At 32.1% G+C, this 17,855-nt stretch carries 16 protein-coding genes; 5 read left to right on the forward strand and 11 right to left on the reverse strand.

Translation table 11 applies throughout. The features are described 5' to 3' along the window. On the forward strand, positions 1 to 161 hold a 161-nt coding region (locus ACH2BP_RS02080), incomplete at its 5' end, for an IS3 family transposase (RefSeq protein ID WP_395056567.1). Positions 162 to 210: 49 nt separating this feature from the next. Here ACH2BP_RS02080 and ACH2BP_RS02085 read toward each other — a convergent pair. Continuing rightward, positions 211 to 1,752, reverse strand: a complete 1,542-nt coding sequence (locus ACH2BP_RS02085; protein WP_395056540.1) for a glycine--tRNA ligase — start codon at positions 1,750 to 1,752, stop codon at positions 211 to 213. A 60-nt stretch (positions 1,753 to 1,812) separates the two neighbouring features. Continuing rightward, on the reverse strand, positions 1,813 to 2,670 hold the full coding sequence (locus ACH2BP_RS02090; protein WP_395056542.1) for a hypothetical protein: 858 nt from the start codon (positions 2,668 to 2,670) through the stop codon (positions 1,813 to 1,815). Positions 2,671 to 2,741: 71 nt separating this feature from the next. Between ACH2BP_RS02090 and ACH2BP_RS02095 the strand changes: the two genes are divergently transcribed. Together ACH2BP_RS02095 and ACH2BP_RS02100 are read left to right on the forward strand one after the other, a co-directional pair. Then, complete coding sequence (locus tag ACH2BP_RS02095) at positions 2,742 to 3,425, forward strand: ComF family protein (protein ID WP_395056544.1); 684 nt, start codon at positions 2,742 to 2,744, stop codon at positions 3,423 to 3,425. Between the two features lie 88 nt (positions 3,426 to 3,513). Next, positions 3,514 to 5,115 (forward strand): Ig-like domain-containing protein, encoded by a 1,602-nt coding sequence (locus tag ACH2BP_RS02100; RefSeq protein WP_395056546.1) that lies wholly within the window; start codon positions 3,514 to 3,516, stop codon positions 5,113 to 5,115. On the opposite strand, the gene ACH2BP_RS02105 is transcribed toward ACH2BP_RS02100, so the two are convergent. Then, the gene (locus ACH2BP_RS02105) at positions 5,116 to 5,880 is read right to left on the reverse strand and encodes a nitrilase family protein (protein WP_395056548.1); all 765 of its coding nucleotides are present in this window, start codon (positions 5,878 to 5,880) and stop codon (positions 5,116 to 5,118) included. Positions 5,881 to 5,957: 77 nt separating this feature from the next. After that, positions 5,958 to 6,650, reverse strand: a complete 693-nt coding sequence (locus ACH2BP_RS02110; protein WP_395056550.1) for a hypothetical protein — start codon at positions 6,648 to 6,650, stop codon at positions 5,958 to 5,960. Positions 6,651 to 6,732: 82 nt separating this feature from the next. On the opposite strand from ACH2BP_RS02110, the gene ACH2BP_RS02115 reads away from it, so the two are divergent. After that, complete coding sequence (locus ACH2BP_RS02115) at positions 6,733 to 7,545, forward strand: DNA/RNA non-specific endonuclease (RefSeq protein ID WP_395056552.1); 813 nt, start codon at positions 6,733 to 6,735, stop codon at positions 7,543 to 7,545. Positions 7,546 to 7,693: 148 nt separating this feature from the next. On the opposite strand, the gene rodA is transcribed toward ACH2BP_RS02115, so the two are convergent. The 6 genes from rodA to purH are packed head-to-tail and all read right to left on the reverse strand — an operon-like array spanning position 7,694 to position 14,838. Then, the gene (gene rodA, locus ACH2BP_RS02120; protein ID WP_395056554.1) at positions 7,694 to 8,950 is read right to left on the reverse strand and encodes a rod shape-determining protein RodA; all 1,257 of its coding nucleotides are present in this window, start codon (positions 8,948 to 8,950) and stop codon (positions 7,694 to 7,696) included. Beyond that, positions 8,951 to 10,888, reverse strand: a complete 1,938-nt coding sequence (gene mrdA, locus ACH2BP_RS02125) for a penicillin-binding protein 2 (protein ID WP_395056556.1) — start codon at positions 10,886 to 10,888, stop codon at positions 8,951 to 8,953. Beyond that, positions 10,885 to 11,391, reverse strand: a complete 507-nt coding sequence (locus ACH2BP_RS02130; protein WP_395056558.1) for a rod shape-determining protein MreD — start codon at positions 11,389 to 11,391, stop codon at positions 10,885 to 10,887. Before ACH2BP_RS02130 ends, mrdA begins: the two co-directional genes overlap by 4 nt. Then, positions 11,384 to 12,214 (reverse strand): rod shape-determining protein MreC, encoded by an 831-nt coding sequence (gene mreC, locus ACH2BP_RS02135; protein ID WP_395056560.1) that lies wholly within the window; start codon positions 12,212 to 12,214, stop codon positions 11,384 to 11,386. The genes ACH2BP_RS02130 and mreC overlap by 8 nt, the downstream gene beginning before the upstream one ends. A 9-nt stretch (positions 12,215 to 12,223) precedes the next feature. Further along, complete coding sequence (locus ACH2BP_RS02140; protein ID WP_011964505.1) at positions 12,224 to 13,252, reverse strand: rod shape-determining protein; 1,029 nt, start codon at positions 13,250 to 13,252, stop codon at positions 12,224 to 12,226. Positions 13,253 to 13,305: 53 nt separating this feature from the next. Then, the gene (purH, locus tag ACH2BP_RS02145; protein WP_395056569.1) at positions 13,306 to 14,838 is read right to left on the reverse strand and encodes a bifunctional phosphoribosylaminoimidazolecarboxamide formyltransferase/IMP cyclohydrolase; all 1,533 of its coding nucleotides are present in this window, start codon (positions 14,836 to 14,838) and stop codon (positions 13,306 to 13,308) included. A gap of 156 nt (positions 14,839 to 14,994) precedes the next feature. Here purH and ACH2BP_RS02150 point away from each other — a divergent pair, with 156 nt between their 5' ends. Beyond that, positions 14,995 to 16,245: an ABC transporter permease gene (locus ACH2BP_RS02150; RefSeq protein ID WP_395056563.1), complete on the forward strand. Its 1,251-nt coding sequence runs from the start codon at positions 14,995 to 14,997 to the stop codon at positions 16,243 to 16,245. 41 nt (positions 16,246 to 16,286) lie between these two features. On the opposite strand, the gene hflX is transcribed toward ACH2BP_RS02150, so the two are convergent. Then, complete coding sequence (hflX, locus tag ACH2BP_RS02155) at positions 16,287 to 17,519, reverse strand: GTPase HflX (protein ID WP_395056565.1); 1,233 nt, start codon at positions 17,517 to 17,519, stop codon at positions 16,287 to 16,289. Positions 17,520 to 17,855 lie beyond the last annotated feature (336 nt).

Raw genomic sequence — 17,855 nt, forward strand, 5'->3', positions numbered from 1 at the left:
TATTAAAATCTGAACTATTTTATCTAAAAAAATATACATCAATAGACCAACTAAAAAAAGAGATAAACGAATACATAAACTATTACAATAACGACAGAATCAAGTCAAATTTAAATAAAATGAGCCCGATACAATATCGAGCTCATTATTATCAAAATTAATTATAAATTTGTCCAAAATTTTGGGTGCAGTCTAAAGTTTCGTATGAAACTACATTTTCATTAACCAGTTTTTTACAGAAACTTCATTATTAATGATATCTCTTAGTTCAGAAATCTTAACTCGATCTTGTTTCATAGTATCACGATGACGAATAGTTACCGTTTCGTCTTCTAATGTTTGATGATCGACTGTGATGCAAAATGGAGTTCCCAATGCATCTTGTCTTCTGTAACGTCTTCCAACGGCATCTTTCTCATCATAAGCCACATTGAAATCCCATTTTAAATCTTCTATAATTTTTCTGGCAACTTCTGGCAAACCATCTTTTTTTACCAATGGTAAAACGGCTGCTTTTGTAGGTGCTAAAACCGATGGCAATTGTAAAACTGTTCTAGTAGAACCGTCTTCTAATGTTTCTTCCTTTAATGAATTTGAAAAAACTGCCAAGAACATTCTGTCTAATCCTACCGATGTCTCTACAACATACGGCGTGTAATTAGCATTAGTTTCGGTATCAAAATATTGTAATTTTTTTCCTGAAAACTTCTCATGGGCTTTCAAATCGAAATCGGTACGCGAATGAATTCCTTCTAATTCTTTGAATCCAAACGGGAAATTAAATTCGATATCAGCCGCTGCATTCGCGTAATGCGCTAATTTTTCGTGGTCATGAAAACGGTAATTTTCTTTTCCTAATCCGAGTGATAAATGCCAGTTCAAACGGGTAGTTTTCCAATATTCGTAATACTTCATCTCTTCTCCTGGCTTTACAAAAAATTGCATTTCCATTTGTTCGAATTCACGCATTCTGAATATAAATTGACGGGCAACGATTTCGTTTCTAAATGCTTTTCCAGTTTGTGCAATTCCGAAAGGAATTTTCATTCGGCCTGATTTTTGAACATTTAAGAAGTTTACAAAAATACCTTGTGCTGTTTCAGGACGCAAATATAAATCCATCGCAGATTCTGCCGAGGCTCCTATTTTTGTACCAAACATAAGGTTAAATTGCTTTACTTCGGTCCAATTTCTTGATCCTGAATCTGGACAAGCAATTTCTAATTCTTCGATTAGTGCCTTTACATCAGCTAGATTTTCAGTTTCTAAGGAACGAGCCATTCTTGCTAGAATTTCGTTCTTTTTAGACAGATATTCGACCACTCGAGCATTTGTAGTTACAAATTCCTCACGATTAAAGCTTTCGCCAAAGCGAATACTTGCTTTTTCGATTTCTTTTTCGGCTTTCTGATTTAATTTCTCGGCATAATCCTCGATTAAAACATCAGCTCTGTATCTTTTCTTGGAATCTTTATTGTCAATTAATGGATCATTGAAAGCATCTACGTGACCCGAAGCCTTCCAAGTGGTTGGATGCATTAATATTGCAGCATCAATACCTACAATATTTTCGTGCATTTGCACCATCGATTTCCACCAATATTCTCTAATATTTTTCTTTAGTTCTGCACCGTTTTGAGCATAATCATAAACTGCACTCAAACCATCGTAAATTTCGCTCGACGGAAAAATAAATCCGTATTCTTTTGCGTGTGAAATTACATTCTTAAATAAATCTTCTTGTTTTGCCATGTTGCAAAAATAAGAAAAGAGAATGAAAATTTTAGAAAAAAACAATCAAAAAAATGATTTCTATTTTAATGAGAAAACTGTATTCCCTATTAGATTAATTCCAGAAAAAATATTTATCTCATAATCACCTTTTAACATATCATTTTTATTAGGATCCACGAAAACGCAAACATCAAGTTCGTCGTTGTCATAAAAGATATTGGTTTTTGCGCTAAAGTGTAATAATTTGTCTTCGGCTTCTACAAATTTGCCGTTTTTACTTACAATTTTGTTGTTAGGATTTACAATTTGAATGTATAAATCTTTATTTCCTTTTAGGGCAGCTTTGTTTTCTAATAAAGTGAAACAAACTTTTATTTGCTCGGTATTACTAAAACGCTTTGTTTCAATAATATTATTAGACACGATTTTTATTCCGTTTGCATATACGTTTGTTGCAGTTAAGTTTTTAGAAACTGTTATTATATTCTCGTTATCCGAGTTTTGCTTTTGTAATTCTTTATTTTTATTAATTAAAGCAATTATCTGATTAGTAAGTGATTTGTTTTCATCACTTTGTTTTCTTAAACTAGATTTTAATGAATCTATTTTTCTCAGAAAAGAAGTGTTTGTAACCAATTCAGAGCTATTATTTAAATCCCGACCGTATTTTAAATTACTTTCATCAATGATAGTTTTATTCCCTTGTTTTAAAGCACTTGATTGAATTAAGTTTTTATTTTTTAGTAATTGAGCATCATAACGATTAAAAATTTCTTTCAAATCATTAGTATATGTTTTTTTATCTATTTGTATTGTTTCCTTTAGCTTTTTATTTTTACTTTGGCTATCGTAATATTTTACAGCAAAAACCATTGCTGCAGAAACAAAAACAATGGAAGAAAACTTTATTACTGTTAGAGTAGTTCTTAAAGTCATGCTCAAGGAAAATTTAATAGTTTTAATAAAAATATATATTAATTTATATTATCGCAAATAAAATCGACAAAATGCTTAAAAAACTGATAAAATTATTCTTCCCCAACGTTTGTTCTGGTTGTTCGGAAATGCTTTTACAAAACGAAGATACGATTTGCATTTCATGTAGGCACAACATGCCGTTAACCAATGATTTGTTACTTGTTGAAAATGAGTCTTTTAAGAAATTTTATGGTCGAATTCCACTAGAACATACTTCAACGATGTTATATTATCACAAAAAAGGAATCGTACAACAACTCATACATAATTTGAAATATAGAAACCATCAAAAAATAGGATTAGTTTTAGGAGAATGGTATGCTAATGAATTGAATAAGTATGAAATACTACAAAATATAGATTATATAATTCCTGTTCCTTTACATAAAAAAAGATTGAAAGAACGTGGTTATAATCAAGTAACAACTTTTGGGAACGCTATTGCAAAAGGACTAGAAAAACAATTTAACGATTCCATTTTAGTACGAAACGAATATGCCGTAACTCAATCTAAAAAAAACTTAATTAATCGGAATTCCGTGTCAGAAAATACTTTTCAGACTCAATTTTCAGGCATTCATCACAACAAACATTTCTTACTTATAGACGATGTTCTTACAACTGGCGCAACAATCGAAGCTTGCGGAAAAGCCATTTTACAAATTCCAGGAGCAAAATTAAGTATTGTTACTATTGCGATGTCGCAGTCTTAAATTTTTCTGAAAAAGGTTAAACAATTTTAAAATTATTTCGTTTACACTAAATATAGTCGTTATTTTGTAAAGATTAAATTTAAGTTTCATGAGAAATATTCGCATACTAATAGTTGCTTTTTGCGCATTACTTTTTGTAGTAAGTTGCGCAAAAAGAGGCACAATAACTGGTGGAGACAAAGACACTAAACCACCTAAAATTACTTCTAGTTTGCCTGAGAATTTTTCTACAAACTTTAACAAAAAAATGATCAAAATCACTTTCGATGAATATGTAAAAATTAAAGATTTACAAAAACAACTCATCGTTTCGCCACCCATGAAAACACCCATAACGGTTTTACCGCAAGGAAGTGCGAGCAAATATATAACTATAAAAATTAACGATACTTTGAAGCCAAATACCACTTACAGTTTCAATTTTGGAAAAAGTATTGTCGATTATAACGAGGGAAATCCTTATCCGCAACTAAAATATGTGCTTTCTACAGGAACATATATCGATTCACTTTTTATAGAAGGAATAATTAAAGATTCTTACGAAAAAAACACCGACAAATCTGTAAATGTAATGCTTTATGAAGTCGATGAGAAATACACTGATTCGATTATTTACAAGCAAACGCCTCGTTATATAACCAATACTTCGGATAGTCTAAAATCTTTTAAAATCGAAAACATTAAAGCTGGTAAATACAAATTAGTTGCGTTAAAAGAAAAAAGCGACAATTACAAATTTGATCCAAATAAAGACAAAATTGGATTTTATAATCAAATTATTTCTGTTCCAGACAAATCTCTTTTTGAATTAGAATTGTTTAAAGAAGAAGCGAAATTTAAAGCCAAAAAACCATCGCAAACATCATCAAATAGAATAATTATTGGCTATGAAGGAAGTGCAAAAAATATAAAAATAGAAGCCAAGCAAAACGGTAAAGTTATAAAAACAAGGTTAACTAAATTTGAAGGCAAAGATTCTGTTCAGGCTTGGTTTGCACCTATAAAAAACGATTCGATTCAATTAAATATCGAAAATGGACAATACAAAAAAGATTATATTGTTAAACTGAAAAACCAACGTCAGGATAGTTTGAATTTATCTCCGAAGCAAACAGGAGTAATTACTTTTAAAGAAAACATTACTATTACTACAAAAACTCCTTTAGATAAGTTCGATTTAACAAAAATGATTTTAACAAGAAAAGATTCTTCAAAAGTTGATTTTAAAACCAATTATGATGAATATAATCAGATTTTTGAGGTTTTATTTACCAAAGAACCAGAAGAAAAATACACCTTTTCTTTACTACCAAACGCTGTTGAAGATTATCTAGGTCACAAAAACGATAGCTTAACTTTTAAATTTTCGACAAAGAACACTTCCGATTACGGAAACCTAAAGATAAATTTAAAAAACGTAAAATCTTTCCCTGTTATTGTAGAATTGACTGATAAAAACGGTAAAATTTTCGCAACAGAATATTCGGAAAACAATCCAACTATCGAATTTATTTTGGTTGAGCCGCAAAAATATTCCCTACGTGTTATATATGACCAAAACAATAACAAACAGCGTGATACGGGAAGTTATTTAGATAATATCCAACCCGAAGAAGTTGTTCATTATCCAACAGAAATAGATATTCGTGCCAATTGGGATGTGAATCAGGATTTCGATTTGGGTAAGTAATTACTGAATCTCAAACGTATCTTTATCATTTAGAAAACCAAATTTATTTCTAGTTTCTAGCATTTTTTGTTTGTCTAAAACAATTACAAAAGTACCTTCGTTTTCTTGTGGTTCGAGAATGGAGTTTCCTAGGAAATCTATCGCTTGTGAATGTCCAATATACTCGTGATTATTTTTATCGAGACCAATTCTATTTACTCCAATAGTGTAGCACATATTTTCGATAGCACGCGCTTTAAGTAGAATATCCCAAGCACTTATTCTTGGTTTTGGCCAATTTGCAACATAAATTAATACATCATAATTTTCTGTATTTCGAGAAAAAACAGGAAAACGCAAATCGTAACATATTAAAGGACAAATTTTGAAACCTTTGTATTCTATAATCAATTTTTTCTTTCCAGAAGTATAAATTTTATCTTCGCCAGCCAAAGTAAACAAATGTTTTTTGTCATAATGGTCGATTTCTCCCGACGGAAAAATAAAAATTAATCGGTTGTAGAAATTATTGTTTTCTGTAATGATTAAACTTCCTGTTATGGCGCAATTTTTGGCTTTGGCTAAAGATTTTAATAATGTAATCGTTTCGCCATTCATAGTTTCTACAATAAATTTTGGATTCATTGTAAAACCAGACGTGAACATTTCAGGAAGCACAATTAGATCAATTTCTTTAGTAATCGAATTGATTTTTTGTTCAAAATATTTTCGGTTTTCATCTGGATTTTCCCAAATTAAATTGGATTGAATGAGAGCAATTTTCATTTATTTATTATTTGTATTTCAATTATTTTTTAAATCTAAAATTTATTCAAAAAAACCACCTGAAGGTGGTTTGTAATTTATCTTGCTAATTTGTTAGCTTCTTTTTGAGCTTTTTCGATTCTTTTTTGTTGATCTGCTGATTTTTCTTTCATTTTGGCTAATTTCTCATTCCATTTTGCAATGTCTTGCGGCGATAATTTTCCTTTTTTGTTTTGCTTGTCAAATTTTTCTGTGTCTTTTACAATGTCCTTATTAATATCTGCAAGCTTGTCTTTTTCGCTCATGTACTTCTCTTGAGCTTTAGCAGCATTTTCTCTTGCTTTTTCTGCTTTGTCTAAATCTTTTTGCATTTTTTTCTGAACGGCTTCCAATTTCTCCGTAGCTTTTTCAGCCTCTTTTATTCTTTGTTCTTCTTTTTTTACTCTATCGTCAGCTTCTTTTTCGGCACGTTTTTTATCTTTTTCTGCTTTCTCTAAATCTTTTTGAGCTCTGTCTTTTTCTTTTTCGGCACGATTACTCTCTTCTTCTGCTCGTTTTTTATCTTTTTCGGCACTAGCTTTGTCTTTCTCAGCTTGCATTTTATCTTTTTCTGCGCGAACCCTATCTTTTTCAACTTGAATTTTATCTTTACCGGCCTGAATATTCATTAAAGAATCTTTTTGGCGAACTAATTTTACTTGTTCTGGAGTTACCGTAGTTGTTTCCTGCGCATTTACCATAACACCTAATAAAAGTGTTAATCCAGCAATAATAATTTTTGTTTTCATCATTTGTTTTTTATTGTTTTTAGTCTAAATAGAAGCAATATCTTGTTATATTTACCTCATAAAAATACAATAATTTGATAATTTTATGAGATTTTATTATAAATTTTTAATTCTTACAACTTCTTTTTTTATGTCCTGTGGTTGTAGTAAGCAAAAAACAGACCAAAATGATGATCTTGTAAATAAAAGTAATCTTGCAAACACTGCTGTTTCTATAAGTGATAAGAATTATTATTTGCCAACTTCGACCACAGATGAGATTATCGAGCATGAGTTTTATACTTTATCATATAGCGAAGAACATGAGCAAGCAGAATGGGTTGCTTATGAGTTGAAGAAAAATCAGCTAAGTCGTTCTAATTTAGATAGACCCTATTTTATTGACGATCCTGAGGTAGGAAGTGGTTCTGCAAGTTGGAAAAACTACAAACGTTCTGGTTATGACAAAGGACATTTGTGTCCTGCTGCCGACAGAAGATTTTCTCGCAAAGCTTTTGATGAAACTTTTTACACTTCGAATATTTCTCCGCAACTAAACGATTTTAATGCTGGAATTTGGAATACTTTAGAACAAAAAACCAGATATTGGGCTGCAAAATATGATGGTGTTTATGTTGTAACAGGTGGTATCTTGACCAATAATTTGGAAACTATAGGAAACGAAGCTGTTTCGGTTCCTAAATATTTTTATAAAATATTGTTAGACAATTCTAGAGGGGAATACAAAGTTATAGCTTTTCTATTACCTCATGAACCTTCGAAAGAACCTTTGAATATGTTTGTTGTTCCGATTGATAAAATTGAAAAAATGACGGGAATAGATTTTTTTCCTAATCTTCCTGATGATATTGAAAACCGACTCGAAAAATCGGCAGATTATAAAGGCTGGAGTTTTTAGCCCAGATAGAAACGGAAAGCCTTTTGTGAAGAAATACAAATTTTTCTTGTTAAAAAACAACGACCAACGGAAGTTCGTTTTTTGATTAGAAAAATAGTGTTTCTAAAAAAAAGCTTGTAGTGTATAGCTGGAAAGGCTCCTTATCTTATTACCATTCGTTTACTTTATTAGCATCCATTTTTATAAAAATGAATAGCAAAATGGTAAATCCCCACAAACTCGAACCTCCATATGACATGAATGGTAGCGGAACCCCAATGGTTGGAAAAATTCCCACTACCATAGATATATTTACAAAAAAGTGTGTGAATAATACAGCTGCGACGCCATAACCGTACACTCGACTAAATTTTGTTTTCTGGTTTTCGGCGAGATAAAGCACACGCAAAATTAGTCCAACGAAAAGCAAAACTAATACAAGTGAACCCACGAATCCCCATTCTTCGCCTACGGTCGTAAAAATATAATCTGTGTGTTGTTCCGGGACAAAATTTCCTTTGGTTTGCGTTCCTTCTAAAAATCCTTTGCCAATCCAACCACCCGATCCTATGGCAATTTCTGATTGGTTGGTGTTATAGCCAATACCGTCCATATCGACATCTTTCCCTAATAATATATTAAAACGGTCACGATGGTGTTGTTTGAATACGTTTTCGAAAACATAATCGACTGAAAATACAAAACCAGACATTAGTACCAATACTATTGCGCTTGCTATTATGTTTCGATTGATTCTTCTCGATTTAAGATAGTGCAATGCAATCCCTATAAAGGCTATTAGAATTACATATTGCGGCTTAATTACAAGTGTCATAACAAATAATATTGCCGCTATAAATCCAGTCCATAAATACCATGATGGCAATCCTTCTCTGTTTAGTACTAATATAAACATTATAAATATGAGTGCACTTCCAGGATCGGGTTGTGGCAATATTAATAATATAGGCAATGCCATTATAAGTAAGGCAAGGATTTGATGTTTGACGTTTTTTAAGTTTACTTGACTGTCACTTAAGTATTTAGCTAAGGCAAGTGCAGTAGCAGCTTTTGCAAATTCCGAAGGTTGCAACGTCATACTTCCTATCGCATACCAACAACGTTGTCCCGCAATTGTTTTTCCGAAAACAAAAAGTCCTGCAAGCAATATTAGGGAAGCTCCAAATATTACACTCGAGAATTTTTCGTAAAATTTAGAATCGATCGTTAGAATTACAATAATTAAAACAACATTTAGGCAAATGAAGATTAGTTGTTTTCCGTAATTTTGATTAAAATCGAGATAATATTCGGAATTTGAAGTCATATCGGCAGAATAGATATTCATCCAGCCAATTACAACAAGTGCTGTGTATATTGCAACGGTTATCCAGTCGATATTACTTGAAACGCTCTGATTTTTCATTTACGTTGTAGGTTTGCTTTTCTTAATAGAATCTAATTTTTTTGTATTAATAACTCTTAAGATAGAATCTTTACGAACCTTAATTTTATACATCGAATCGATAAATTTTTTGCTGAATTTATTGTATTCACTTTGTAAGTTTCTTTCTAACACTCTTTTTTCTCTGTCTTTTTGAGTAATTTTTTTCTTGATGTACTTTTCAACCATTAAGGTTGTAATAGGCCCAGCAGTAGTAGATCCATAACCACCATTCTCTACCAATACGGCAATAGCTATTTTTGGGTTGACCTTTGGCGCAAAAGCCACAAATATTGAGTGGTCTGCCAATTGCACTTTTTTACCACCAATTCTTGCGAAATTTTCGGCTGTACCTGTTTTTCCACAAATTTCAATACCCTCTACATTTAAGAAATAGGCAGTTCCTGTTTTAAAAACTTCTGACAAACCTTCAATAACTGGTTTGAAATACTTCTTGTCGATAGTTGTTACATGTTTGGTTCTAAACTTTGCGTCTATTTTTTGACCTTTTATTTTTTTAATGATATGAGGCGTGTAATAATAACCTTCGTTTGCTACGATTGCCATCATATTAGCTAATTGAATTGGTGTCATTAGAACTTCACCTTGTCCAATAGAATTGGAAACAACCATAGTTGATTTTAAGCTGCCTTTAGGATATACTTTTTCATATGATTTAGATGTAGGTATGTTTCCTTTTCTTCCGGTAGGCAAATCATAGCCCATAAACTGCCCCAAACCAAAACTTTTTACATGATTACTCCAGAAATCGACCCCTATAGAAGCATTTTCAAACTTGTTTAAAGTTCTTAAATATGTATTTCCAAAATAAGCATTACATGATTTTGCAATACCCATGTGTAGTTTTCTAACACCCCCGCCACAATGACACCTCATAAAACGACGACCATAACTAAAACCATGACTACATGAAAATGTACTCGATGTGTCTATTACTTGAGCTTGTAAACCAGCTAGTGCAGTTAAAATTTTGAAAGGAGAACCAGGAGGGTATTCTGCTAATAAACTTCTGTCATACAGTGGTTTTGCTAATGAGTCATTGTATAATTTTGTATAATTTCGAGAGCGTTGTCTCCCTACTAAAATCGCGGGATCGTAGGACGGAGCAGTAACCAAACATAAAATTTCGCCAGTACTAGGTTCAATTGCTATAATCCCGCCACGTTTGTTTTTCATTAATGCTTCTCCGTATTTTTGAAGTTCAGCATCAATAGTTAGTGTAATATCTTTTCCTTGCGCAGCAATAGTATCGTATTTTCCTTCTTTGTATGGTCCGATTTCTTGGTTAAATCTGTTTCTCTGTATGTGTTTTACACCTTTTGTTCCACGAAGTTCAACCTCATAAGTCTCTTCAACTCCTTGTTTTCCTAGTAAATCGCCACTTCTGTAATACGGATTTTGTTTTACCATTGCTTCATTTGCTTGGGTTATAAACCCAAAAACATTAGCTCCTGCGACTAACTGATAATCTCTTAGGGAACGTTTTTGAATATAAAACCCTTCAAACTTTCTTTCTTTTTCTTGGAAAGCGGCATATTCTAATTTGTTTAATTGCCCTAAAAATACCGAAGGCAACATCGGGCTGTAAACAACTGCTTTATCTATTTTTTTTATAAACTCTTCTTTGGAAATATTTAGAAGATTACAAAACTCGATGGTGTCCATTTTTTTGGTTTCACGAGGTATTACCATGATGTCATAAGAAGGTTGATTTGCAACCATAAGCTCTCCATTTCTGTCATAAATATAACCTCTTTCGGGATAGTCATATTTGATTTTAATCGAAATGTTTTCGGATTTTAGTTTGAAAGTGTCATCGATAATTTGTAAATAAAAAAGTCTTGCTGTGATAAGAATACCAGCAATTATAACTATCCCTGGAAGTAATAGCTTTCTCATCGTTTGCTTGGCTTAAATAAATAGATAATTAGAATACTTACTATTAATGTAAAAATGGTCGTGACAACTGTTCTTAGCAAAGCATCTAAAATAAAAGTAAATTTAAAATATTCTAATAAAAATAGTATAAAATGATGGGTTAGTATCGAAATTAATATAAATGTAAATCTTTCTGGCGAAAGCCTATCGTTAATCTTGATGGTTTGGTATTCATAACTTAAACCGAAGGCAAACTTAAAGAAAACTGGTCTTACATAAGCTAAAATTAAACAAGAAACAGCGTGAATTCCTCCCGAATTTGTAAACATATCAACCGTTAAACCCAACAAAAAACTTGCTACTAATAATCCTGCACGATTTGAATTCACAGGATATAATAAAATAAATAAAATGTATGGATACGGATTTATATAACCAAACAAATCGATATTATTGAAAACAACAATTTGTGCCGCAAGCAGAAAAATAAAACGAACGATATTTAGTATCAATGCATTATTCATTTGCTTTGATTGTTTCTTTTTCTAATTTTTTTATTTCGGCACTTTCTTTATTTGAAATAATATATACATGATTCAAATTAGTCATGTCGTTAAACAATCTTACGTTTAGCGTGTAATAATTTGTTTCGGTATCTGTATAAATTTTATCAATAATTCCAACTGGAATATTTTCAGGAAATATTCTTGAGTTCCCACCAGTTACTACAGTATCTCCTTTTTTAACCGAGGCCAATCTTGGGATTTCTATTAGTTGCACATAACCAGCATTCTTTGCATTCCAAATTAAAGAACCAAAATGGTTAGATTTTTTAACCTTAGCATTAATTTTAGATTTCACATTTAAAACGCTTAATATGGTTGCGTATTTAGGAGAAACTTTCTCGACAATTCCTACTATTCCTTGGCTATTTACCACTCCCATATCTTCTTTAATACCTTGTAATAAACCGCTGTTTATGGTTAAGTAATTTTCGGATACGCTATATGAATTGTTGATTATTCTAGACTGAATTACATCTATCTTATCATAACCTTTTAGGCTGTCTTTCTTCAAAACTGTAGCGCTGTCTTTCTGATTGAAAAGGATTTTGCGCAAATTAGCATTTTCTTGTGCTAATTTATTGTTTTGCTCTCTTAGGCTAAAATAAGTATTTACTTCGCTCACTTTTTCAAAAACAGCTCCCGTAAGCACGTTTGTCGAATTTACAACTGTGCTTCTGTGATAGGAATGAGATTGTATAGTGAGTTTTAATGAAGTTATCAAAAGCAGCAAAAACAGCAAACGCGTGCTGTTTTTAAATACAAAATTAATTATTTGCTGCATTTATACTTATTATTTTAAAAGGATACTTCTGTATTTTGTAAGATTTTTTAGTGCCATTCCCGTTCCACGAACGACTGCTCTTAATGGATCTTCGGCAATAAAAACTGGTAAATCTGTTTTTTGAGAAATACGTTTATCTAATCCTCTTAACATTGAACCTCCACCTGCAAGATAAATTCCTGTGTTGTAAATATCGGCTGCTAATTCTGGTGGTGTTTGCGATAATGTTTCCATTACAGCATCTTCAATTCGTTGAATAGATTTGTCTAATGCTTTTGCAATTTCTCTAGATGACACCTCAACTTGTTTAGGTTTTCCAGTCAATAAATCACGTCCCTGAACCGACATGTCTTCTGGTGGAGAATCTAAATCTTCGATGGCTGCTCCTATTTCTATTTTTATTTTTTCAGCAGTTGTTTCACCCACAAATAAATTGTGTTGTGTACGCATGTAATAAATAATATCGTTTGTAAAAACGTCTCCTGCAATTTTAACCGATTTGTCGCAAACAATTCCGCCAAGAGCTATAACTGCAATTTCGGTAGTACCACCACCAATATCGACAATCATATTTCCTTTAGGCTGCATAATATCGACACCAATTCCTATTGCTGCTGCCATTGGTTCATGTATCAAGTACACTTCTTTTCCGTTTACTCTTTCCGCCGATTCTTTTACAGCACGCATTTCTACCTCAGTAATTCCTGATGGAATACAAATAACCATACGCAAAGCTGGTGTGAATAACTTTTTCTGCAAAGCTGGAATACTTCTAATAAGCATTTTTATCATTTGCTCCGAAGCATCAAAATCGGCAATAACTCCGTCCTTCAATGGGCGAATGGTCTTTATGTTTTCATGGGTTTTACCTTGCATCAAACTAGCTTCCTTACCTACAGCAATTATCTTGCCAGAAATGCGGTCGCGAGCCACTATAGAAGGGCTATCTATCACAACTTTATCGTTGTGAATAATTAGCGTGTTTGCGGTACCAAGATCTATCGCAATATCCTCGGTCATGAAATCAAAAAATCCCATATTTAGTCAGGGTTAAATTTATTTATATTAAATACTGAACAAAAGTAATAAAATTAATGTTTAAAATGACGAATTCCTGTAAATACCATTGCAACATTATTTTCGTTGCAATAATTTATGCTTAATTCGTCTTTTATAGATCCTCCTGGTTGGATTACAGCAGCTATTCCTGCATTTTTTGCAATCTCGACACAATCCGGAAAAGGAAAGAAAGCATCACTCGCCATTACTGCGCCTTTCAAATCAAATTCGAACGAAACAGCTTTGTGTATCGCTTGGGTTAATGCATCAACTCTTGAAGTTTGCCCTGTTCCAGAAGCACATAATTGTTTGTTTTTTGCCAAAACAATGGTATTTGATTTTGTATGTTTACAAATTTTTGATGCAAATAATAAATCTTCAATTTCTTGTTTAGATGGTTCCGTTTTTGTTGCAGTTTTTAAATGCGCTTCAGCATCGGTAATTAAATCTTTATCCTGAACCAAAATTCCGTTCAAACAACTTCTAACTGAAGTTTCTGGCAAGCTCAATTCTTTTTGAACCAATATAATTCTATTCTTTTTTTCTTGTAATAAATCGATGGCATTTTCGTCATAACTTGGCGCAATAACTACTTCGCAGAAAAGCTTATTTATTTCTTCGGCTGTAGCCAAATCGATATTCCCATTAGCAATTAGAACACCCCCAAATGCTGATGTTGGATCTCCAGCCAATGCATCAAGATAAGCTGTTTTCATTGTTTTTCTAGTCGCAATTCCGCAAGCGTTATTGTGCTTTAAGATAGCAAATGTTGGCTCATCATTTTTAAATTCTCCCATCAAATTTACTGCTGCATCTACATCTAGTAAATTATTGTACGACAATTCTTTACCGTGTAATTTTGTAAATATCTTATCGAAATCTCCAAAGAAAAACCCTTTTTGATGCGGATTTTCTCCGTAACGCAAAACGTCAGCTTTGGTTTCGCTAATTTTCAGAACAACTTCTTCTTTATTTGTGTTAAAATAATTAAAAATTGCCGAATCGTAATGTGACGAAACATTAAAAGCTTTGGTTGCAAATTGCTTTCTTTGTTCTAACGTAGTTTGTCCGTTATTATTTGAAATAATATCTAAAAATAATGCATATTCATTTACAGAAGGGATAATTACGGTGTCTTTGAAGTTTTTTGCAGCAGCACGTATTAATGAAATTCCGCCAATATCAATTTTCTCTATAATATCAGCATCGCTAGCACCAGAAGAAACTGTTTTTTCGAACGGATACAAATCGACAATCACCACATCTATTTGTGGAATATTGAATTCTCGCATTTGTTGCACATCGGTTTCATTATCTTGACGGTTTAAAATTCCTCCAAAAACTTTTGGATGCAAGGTTTTAACTCTTCCGCCAAGAATTGAAGGATAAGAGGTTACGTCTTCAACAGGAACCACAGGAATTCCTAGATTTTTTATAAAATCTTCGGTCCCGCCAGTAGAATAAAAAATTACATTTTGTTCATGTAATTTTCTAACAATTGGTTCTAAACCTTCTTTGTCGAAAACAGAAATAAGTGCCGATTTGATTGTTTTTGTAGTATCCATCGTGTTGTTGTAGTTTATTTTGCAAAAGTAGTTTTTTTGCAATTAATTTTGAGATAAGATTGTAACAAAAATTTAAAGTTATACACATATTATTAAATTAATTTTCCACTAGGTTTTTTAACAAGAATTAATCAATTTTACACTACAAACATTCCTATGATAATATATATACGATTGCTCAAAGAAAGTTTCAGTTTTGCGATCAATGCATTACTAAACAACAAACTACGCACTTTGTTATCTTTGTTGGGTGTTACTATTGGGATTTTTTCTATTATAGCAGTCCTGGCTGCGGTCGATTCCTTAGACAAAAAAATAAAAGATGACTTAAGCTCTCTAGATAAAAATTCTATTTACTTATTTAAAGACTCCTTTGGCCCAACTGAAGTACCAGACTGGAAAAAAGATCAGTTTCCTAATGTTACCTATGAAGAATATGAATATTTGAGTAAATCTTTGAATGACTTAGACGCTATGTGCTTCCAGATGTTTACTAAACAAGAAAATATTAAATATGAAGGAAAAACGGTAAGTTCTATTAATGTTATTCCAACAACATATGAGCTTGAAGACATTCAAGCATTGAGTTTAAAAAAAGGTCGTTTTTTTAATGAATCCGAATCAAATTCAGGCACAGCATTAGTAATATTAGGGTATGATATTGCTCAGAATTTATTTGAATCGATTGATCCGATTGGGAAAAAAGTACGATTATATGGTCAGAAATTTACAGTAATTGGAATTTTAAAAAAGAAAGGCGCTAGTGTTTTTGACGAACAAGATGACACAACAGCTTATATTCCATCTAATTTTATACGACAATTATATGGTGACAACAACGACCTGATTATGCCTGCAATTTTAATCAAACCTATAGATGGTGTAGATATTGAAGCTTTTAAAGGAGAATTAAAGCAAAAATTGCGTAGTCACAGGGGAATTAAAATAGGTGAAATAGATAATTTTTTTGTTAATGTTCTTTCTGGTTTAACCGATATGATTGACGGAATAATAAGTATGATGGATATGGTTGGTATCGCAATCGCTTTCTTTTCATTATTAGTAGGTGGTTTTGGGATTGCAAATATTATGTTTGTTTCGGTAAAAGAAAGAACAAATCTAATAGGAATACAAAAATCTTTAGGCGCCAAAAACAGATTCATCTTACTTCAATTTTTATTTGAAGCCGTTGTATTGTCTCTTTTTGGTGGAATTATTGGTATTTTTCTAGTTTGGATAATATCTATTTTATTAACACGCGCACTTGATTTTGAATTTGCATTGGGCTTTATGAATATTATTATTGGGACCGGAATATCAGTTCTTATAGGTATTATTGCCGGGATAATTCCTGCTTACATGGCTTCGAAACTAGACCCCGTTGAAGCGATTCGAAGTGGAATGTAAATAAAAAAAACATTTCAAATTAGAAATGTTTTTTAACCTATTTAATTTTCTTCCTCTTTATCTATAGCGTCTTCATAATCTGGATACAAAAACTTATTGTAAGGAAATCTAGTAATGTGTATTTCTCGAACGGTTTCGTAAACTTTTTTACGAAATTCTTCAAAGTTTTCTTTATTAGTTGCCGATATAAATAAAGCGTTTTTTTCGCCTACTTTGTTCATCCAAGTATTTTTCCATTCTTGAAGCGTGTAGTGTTTACTGGTTCTTTCGGTCATTAAATCATCAGCATCAATAGTAAGATGTTTGTAGGCATCAATTTTATTAAAAACCATAATTGTAGGCTTATCAGCACTTTTTATGTCTAATAAAATTTTATTTACTGCTTCGATATGATCTTCGAAATCTTCATGAGAAATATCAACCACATGCAATAACAAATCGGCCTCACGAACTTCGTCGAGTGTACTTTTGAAAGAATCAACTAGTTGCGTTGGCAATTTTCTAATAAAACCTACTGTGTCCGAAAGTAAAAAAGGTAAATTTTTAATCACCACTTTTCTAACCGTTGTGTCGAGTGTTGCAAAAAGTTTGTTTTCGACAAAAACATCACTTTTCCCCACGGCATTCATCAAAGTCGATTTTCCAACATTGGTATAACCAACTAATGCCACACGAACCATCGCGCCACGATTTCCTCTCTGAGTTGCTTGTTGTTTGTCTATTATTTTTATTTTTTCTTTAAGCAAAGCGATTCTATCACGGACAATTCTTCGGTCGGTTTCAATTTCGGTTTCCCCTGGACCACGCATTCCAATACCTCCTTTTTGACGCTCTAAGTGAGTCCACATTCCAGAAAGCCTTGGCAATAAATAAATACATTGTGCTAATTCTACTTGGGTTCTTGCGTAAGAAGTTTCGGCCCTTTGAGCAAAAATATCTAAGATAAGGTGTGTTCTGTCAAGGATTTTACAATCGATAATTTTAGAAATGTTTTTTTGTTGTGAAGGAGTTAATTCATCGTCAAAAACAATAGTCGAAACACCATTTTCTTTAACATAAAGATTAATTTCTTCTATTTTTCCTGTTCCTAAAAAAGTTTTGGGATTTGGACGTTCCATTTTCTGCGAAAAACGTCTTACAACTTCTCCGCCAGCTGTAAAAGTTAAAAACTCTAATTCGTCTAGATATTCTTTTAGTTTCTCTTCACTTTGATTTTGAGTTACTATACCTACAATAATAGTTTTCTCAAAATTTATTATTTCTTTTTCTAACATACTTATTTATAAAACACAAATCTACTCATTTTGAAATTAAAAATTTCTTTATTTAATTAAAATGTATTTTATCGGCTAAAGCATGTAGTTCATCGTTTTTTGTTATTAAATTGTTAATTTTATTTATATTTGAAAGATTTAAAATAGCCTAATAAACCAAAATAACCATAACTATGAAAAAAATTATTCTATGCTTTTTCATGATAATTCTTCCTTTTTTGGGGTTTTCTCAACTAAATGAAGGATTTGAAGGAGCTACATTTCCTCCTACTATACCAGGTAACTGGGCAATTTTAGATAATGGGGTTGGGACAGCAGTTAGCTGGACCCAAACGG

The organism is Flavobacterium sp. (assembly GCF_043756175.1).
Taxonomy (GTDB): Bacteria; Bacteroidota; Bacteroidia; order Flavobacteriales; family Flavobacteriaceae; genus Flavobacterium.

Bases quoted from the DNA above. Each gene is read 5' to 3' on its own strand.
- ACH2BP_RS02140 (WP_011964505.1), bottom strand. From the start codon at position 13,252: ATGGGATTTTTTGATTTCATGACCGAGGATATTGCGATAGATCTTGGT.
- purH (WP_395056569.1), bottom strand. From the start codon at position 14,838: ATGGATACTACAAAAACAATCAAATCGGCACTTATTTCTGTTTTCGAC.
- ACH2BP_RS02085 (WP_395056540.1), bottom strand. From the start codon at position 1,752: ATGGCAAAACAAGAAGATTTATTTAAGAATGTAATTTCACACGCAAAA.
- ACH2BP_RS02100 (WP_395056546.1), top strand. From the start codon at position 3,514: ATGAGAAATATTCGCATACTAATAGTTGCTTTTTGCGCATTACTTTTT.
- mreC (WP_395056560.1), bottom strand. From the start codon at position 12,214: ATGCAGCAAATAATTAATTTTGTATTTAAAAACAGCACGCGTTTGCTG.
- mrdA (WP_395056556.1), bottom strand. From the start codon at position 10,888: ATGAGAAAGCTATTACTTCCAGGGATAGTTATAATTGCTGGTATTCTT.
- ACH2BP_RS02105 (WP_395056548.1), bottom strand. From the start codon at position 5,880: ATGAAAATTGCTCTCATTCAATCCAATTTAATTTGGGAAAATCCAGAT.
- ACH2BP_RS02110 (WP_395056550.1), bottom strand. From the start codon at position 6,650: ATGATGAAAACAAAAATTATTATTGCTGGATTAACACTTTTATTAGGT.
- ACH2BP_RS02095 (WP_395056544.1), top strand. From the start codon at position 2,742: ATGCTTAAAAAACTGATAAAATTATTCTTCCCCAACGTTTGTTCTGGT.
- hflX (WP_395056565.1), bottom strand. From the start codon at position 17,519: ATGTTAGAAAAAGAAATAATAAATTTTGAGAAAACTATTATTGTAGGT.
- ACH2BP_RS02130 (WP_395056558.1), bottom strand. From the start codon at position 11,391: ATGAATAATGCATTGATACTAAATATCGTTCGTTTTATTTTTCTGCTT.
- ACH2BP_RS02115 (WP_395056552.1), top strand. From the start codon at position 6,733: ATGAGATTTTATTATAAATTTTTAATTCTTACAACTTCTTTTTTTATG.
- ACH2BP_RS02090 (WP_395056542.1), bottom strand. From the start codon at position 2,670: ATGACTTTAAGAACTACTCTAACAGTAATAAAGTTTTCTTCCATTGTT.
- rodA (WP_395056554.1), bottom strand. From the start codon at position 8,950: ATGAAAAATCAGAGCGTTTCAAGTAATATCGACTGGATAACCGTTGCA.
- ACH2BP_RS02150 (WP_395056563.1), top strand. From the start codon at position 14,995: ATGATAATATATATACGATTGCTCAAAGAAAGTTTCAGTTTTGCGATC.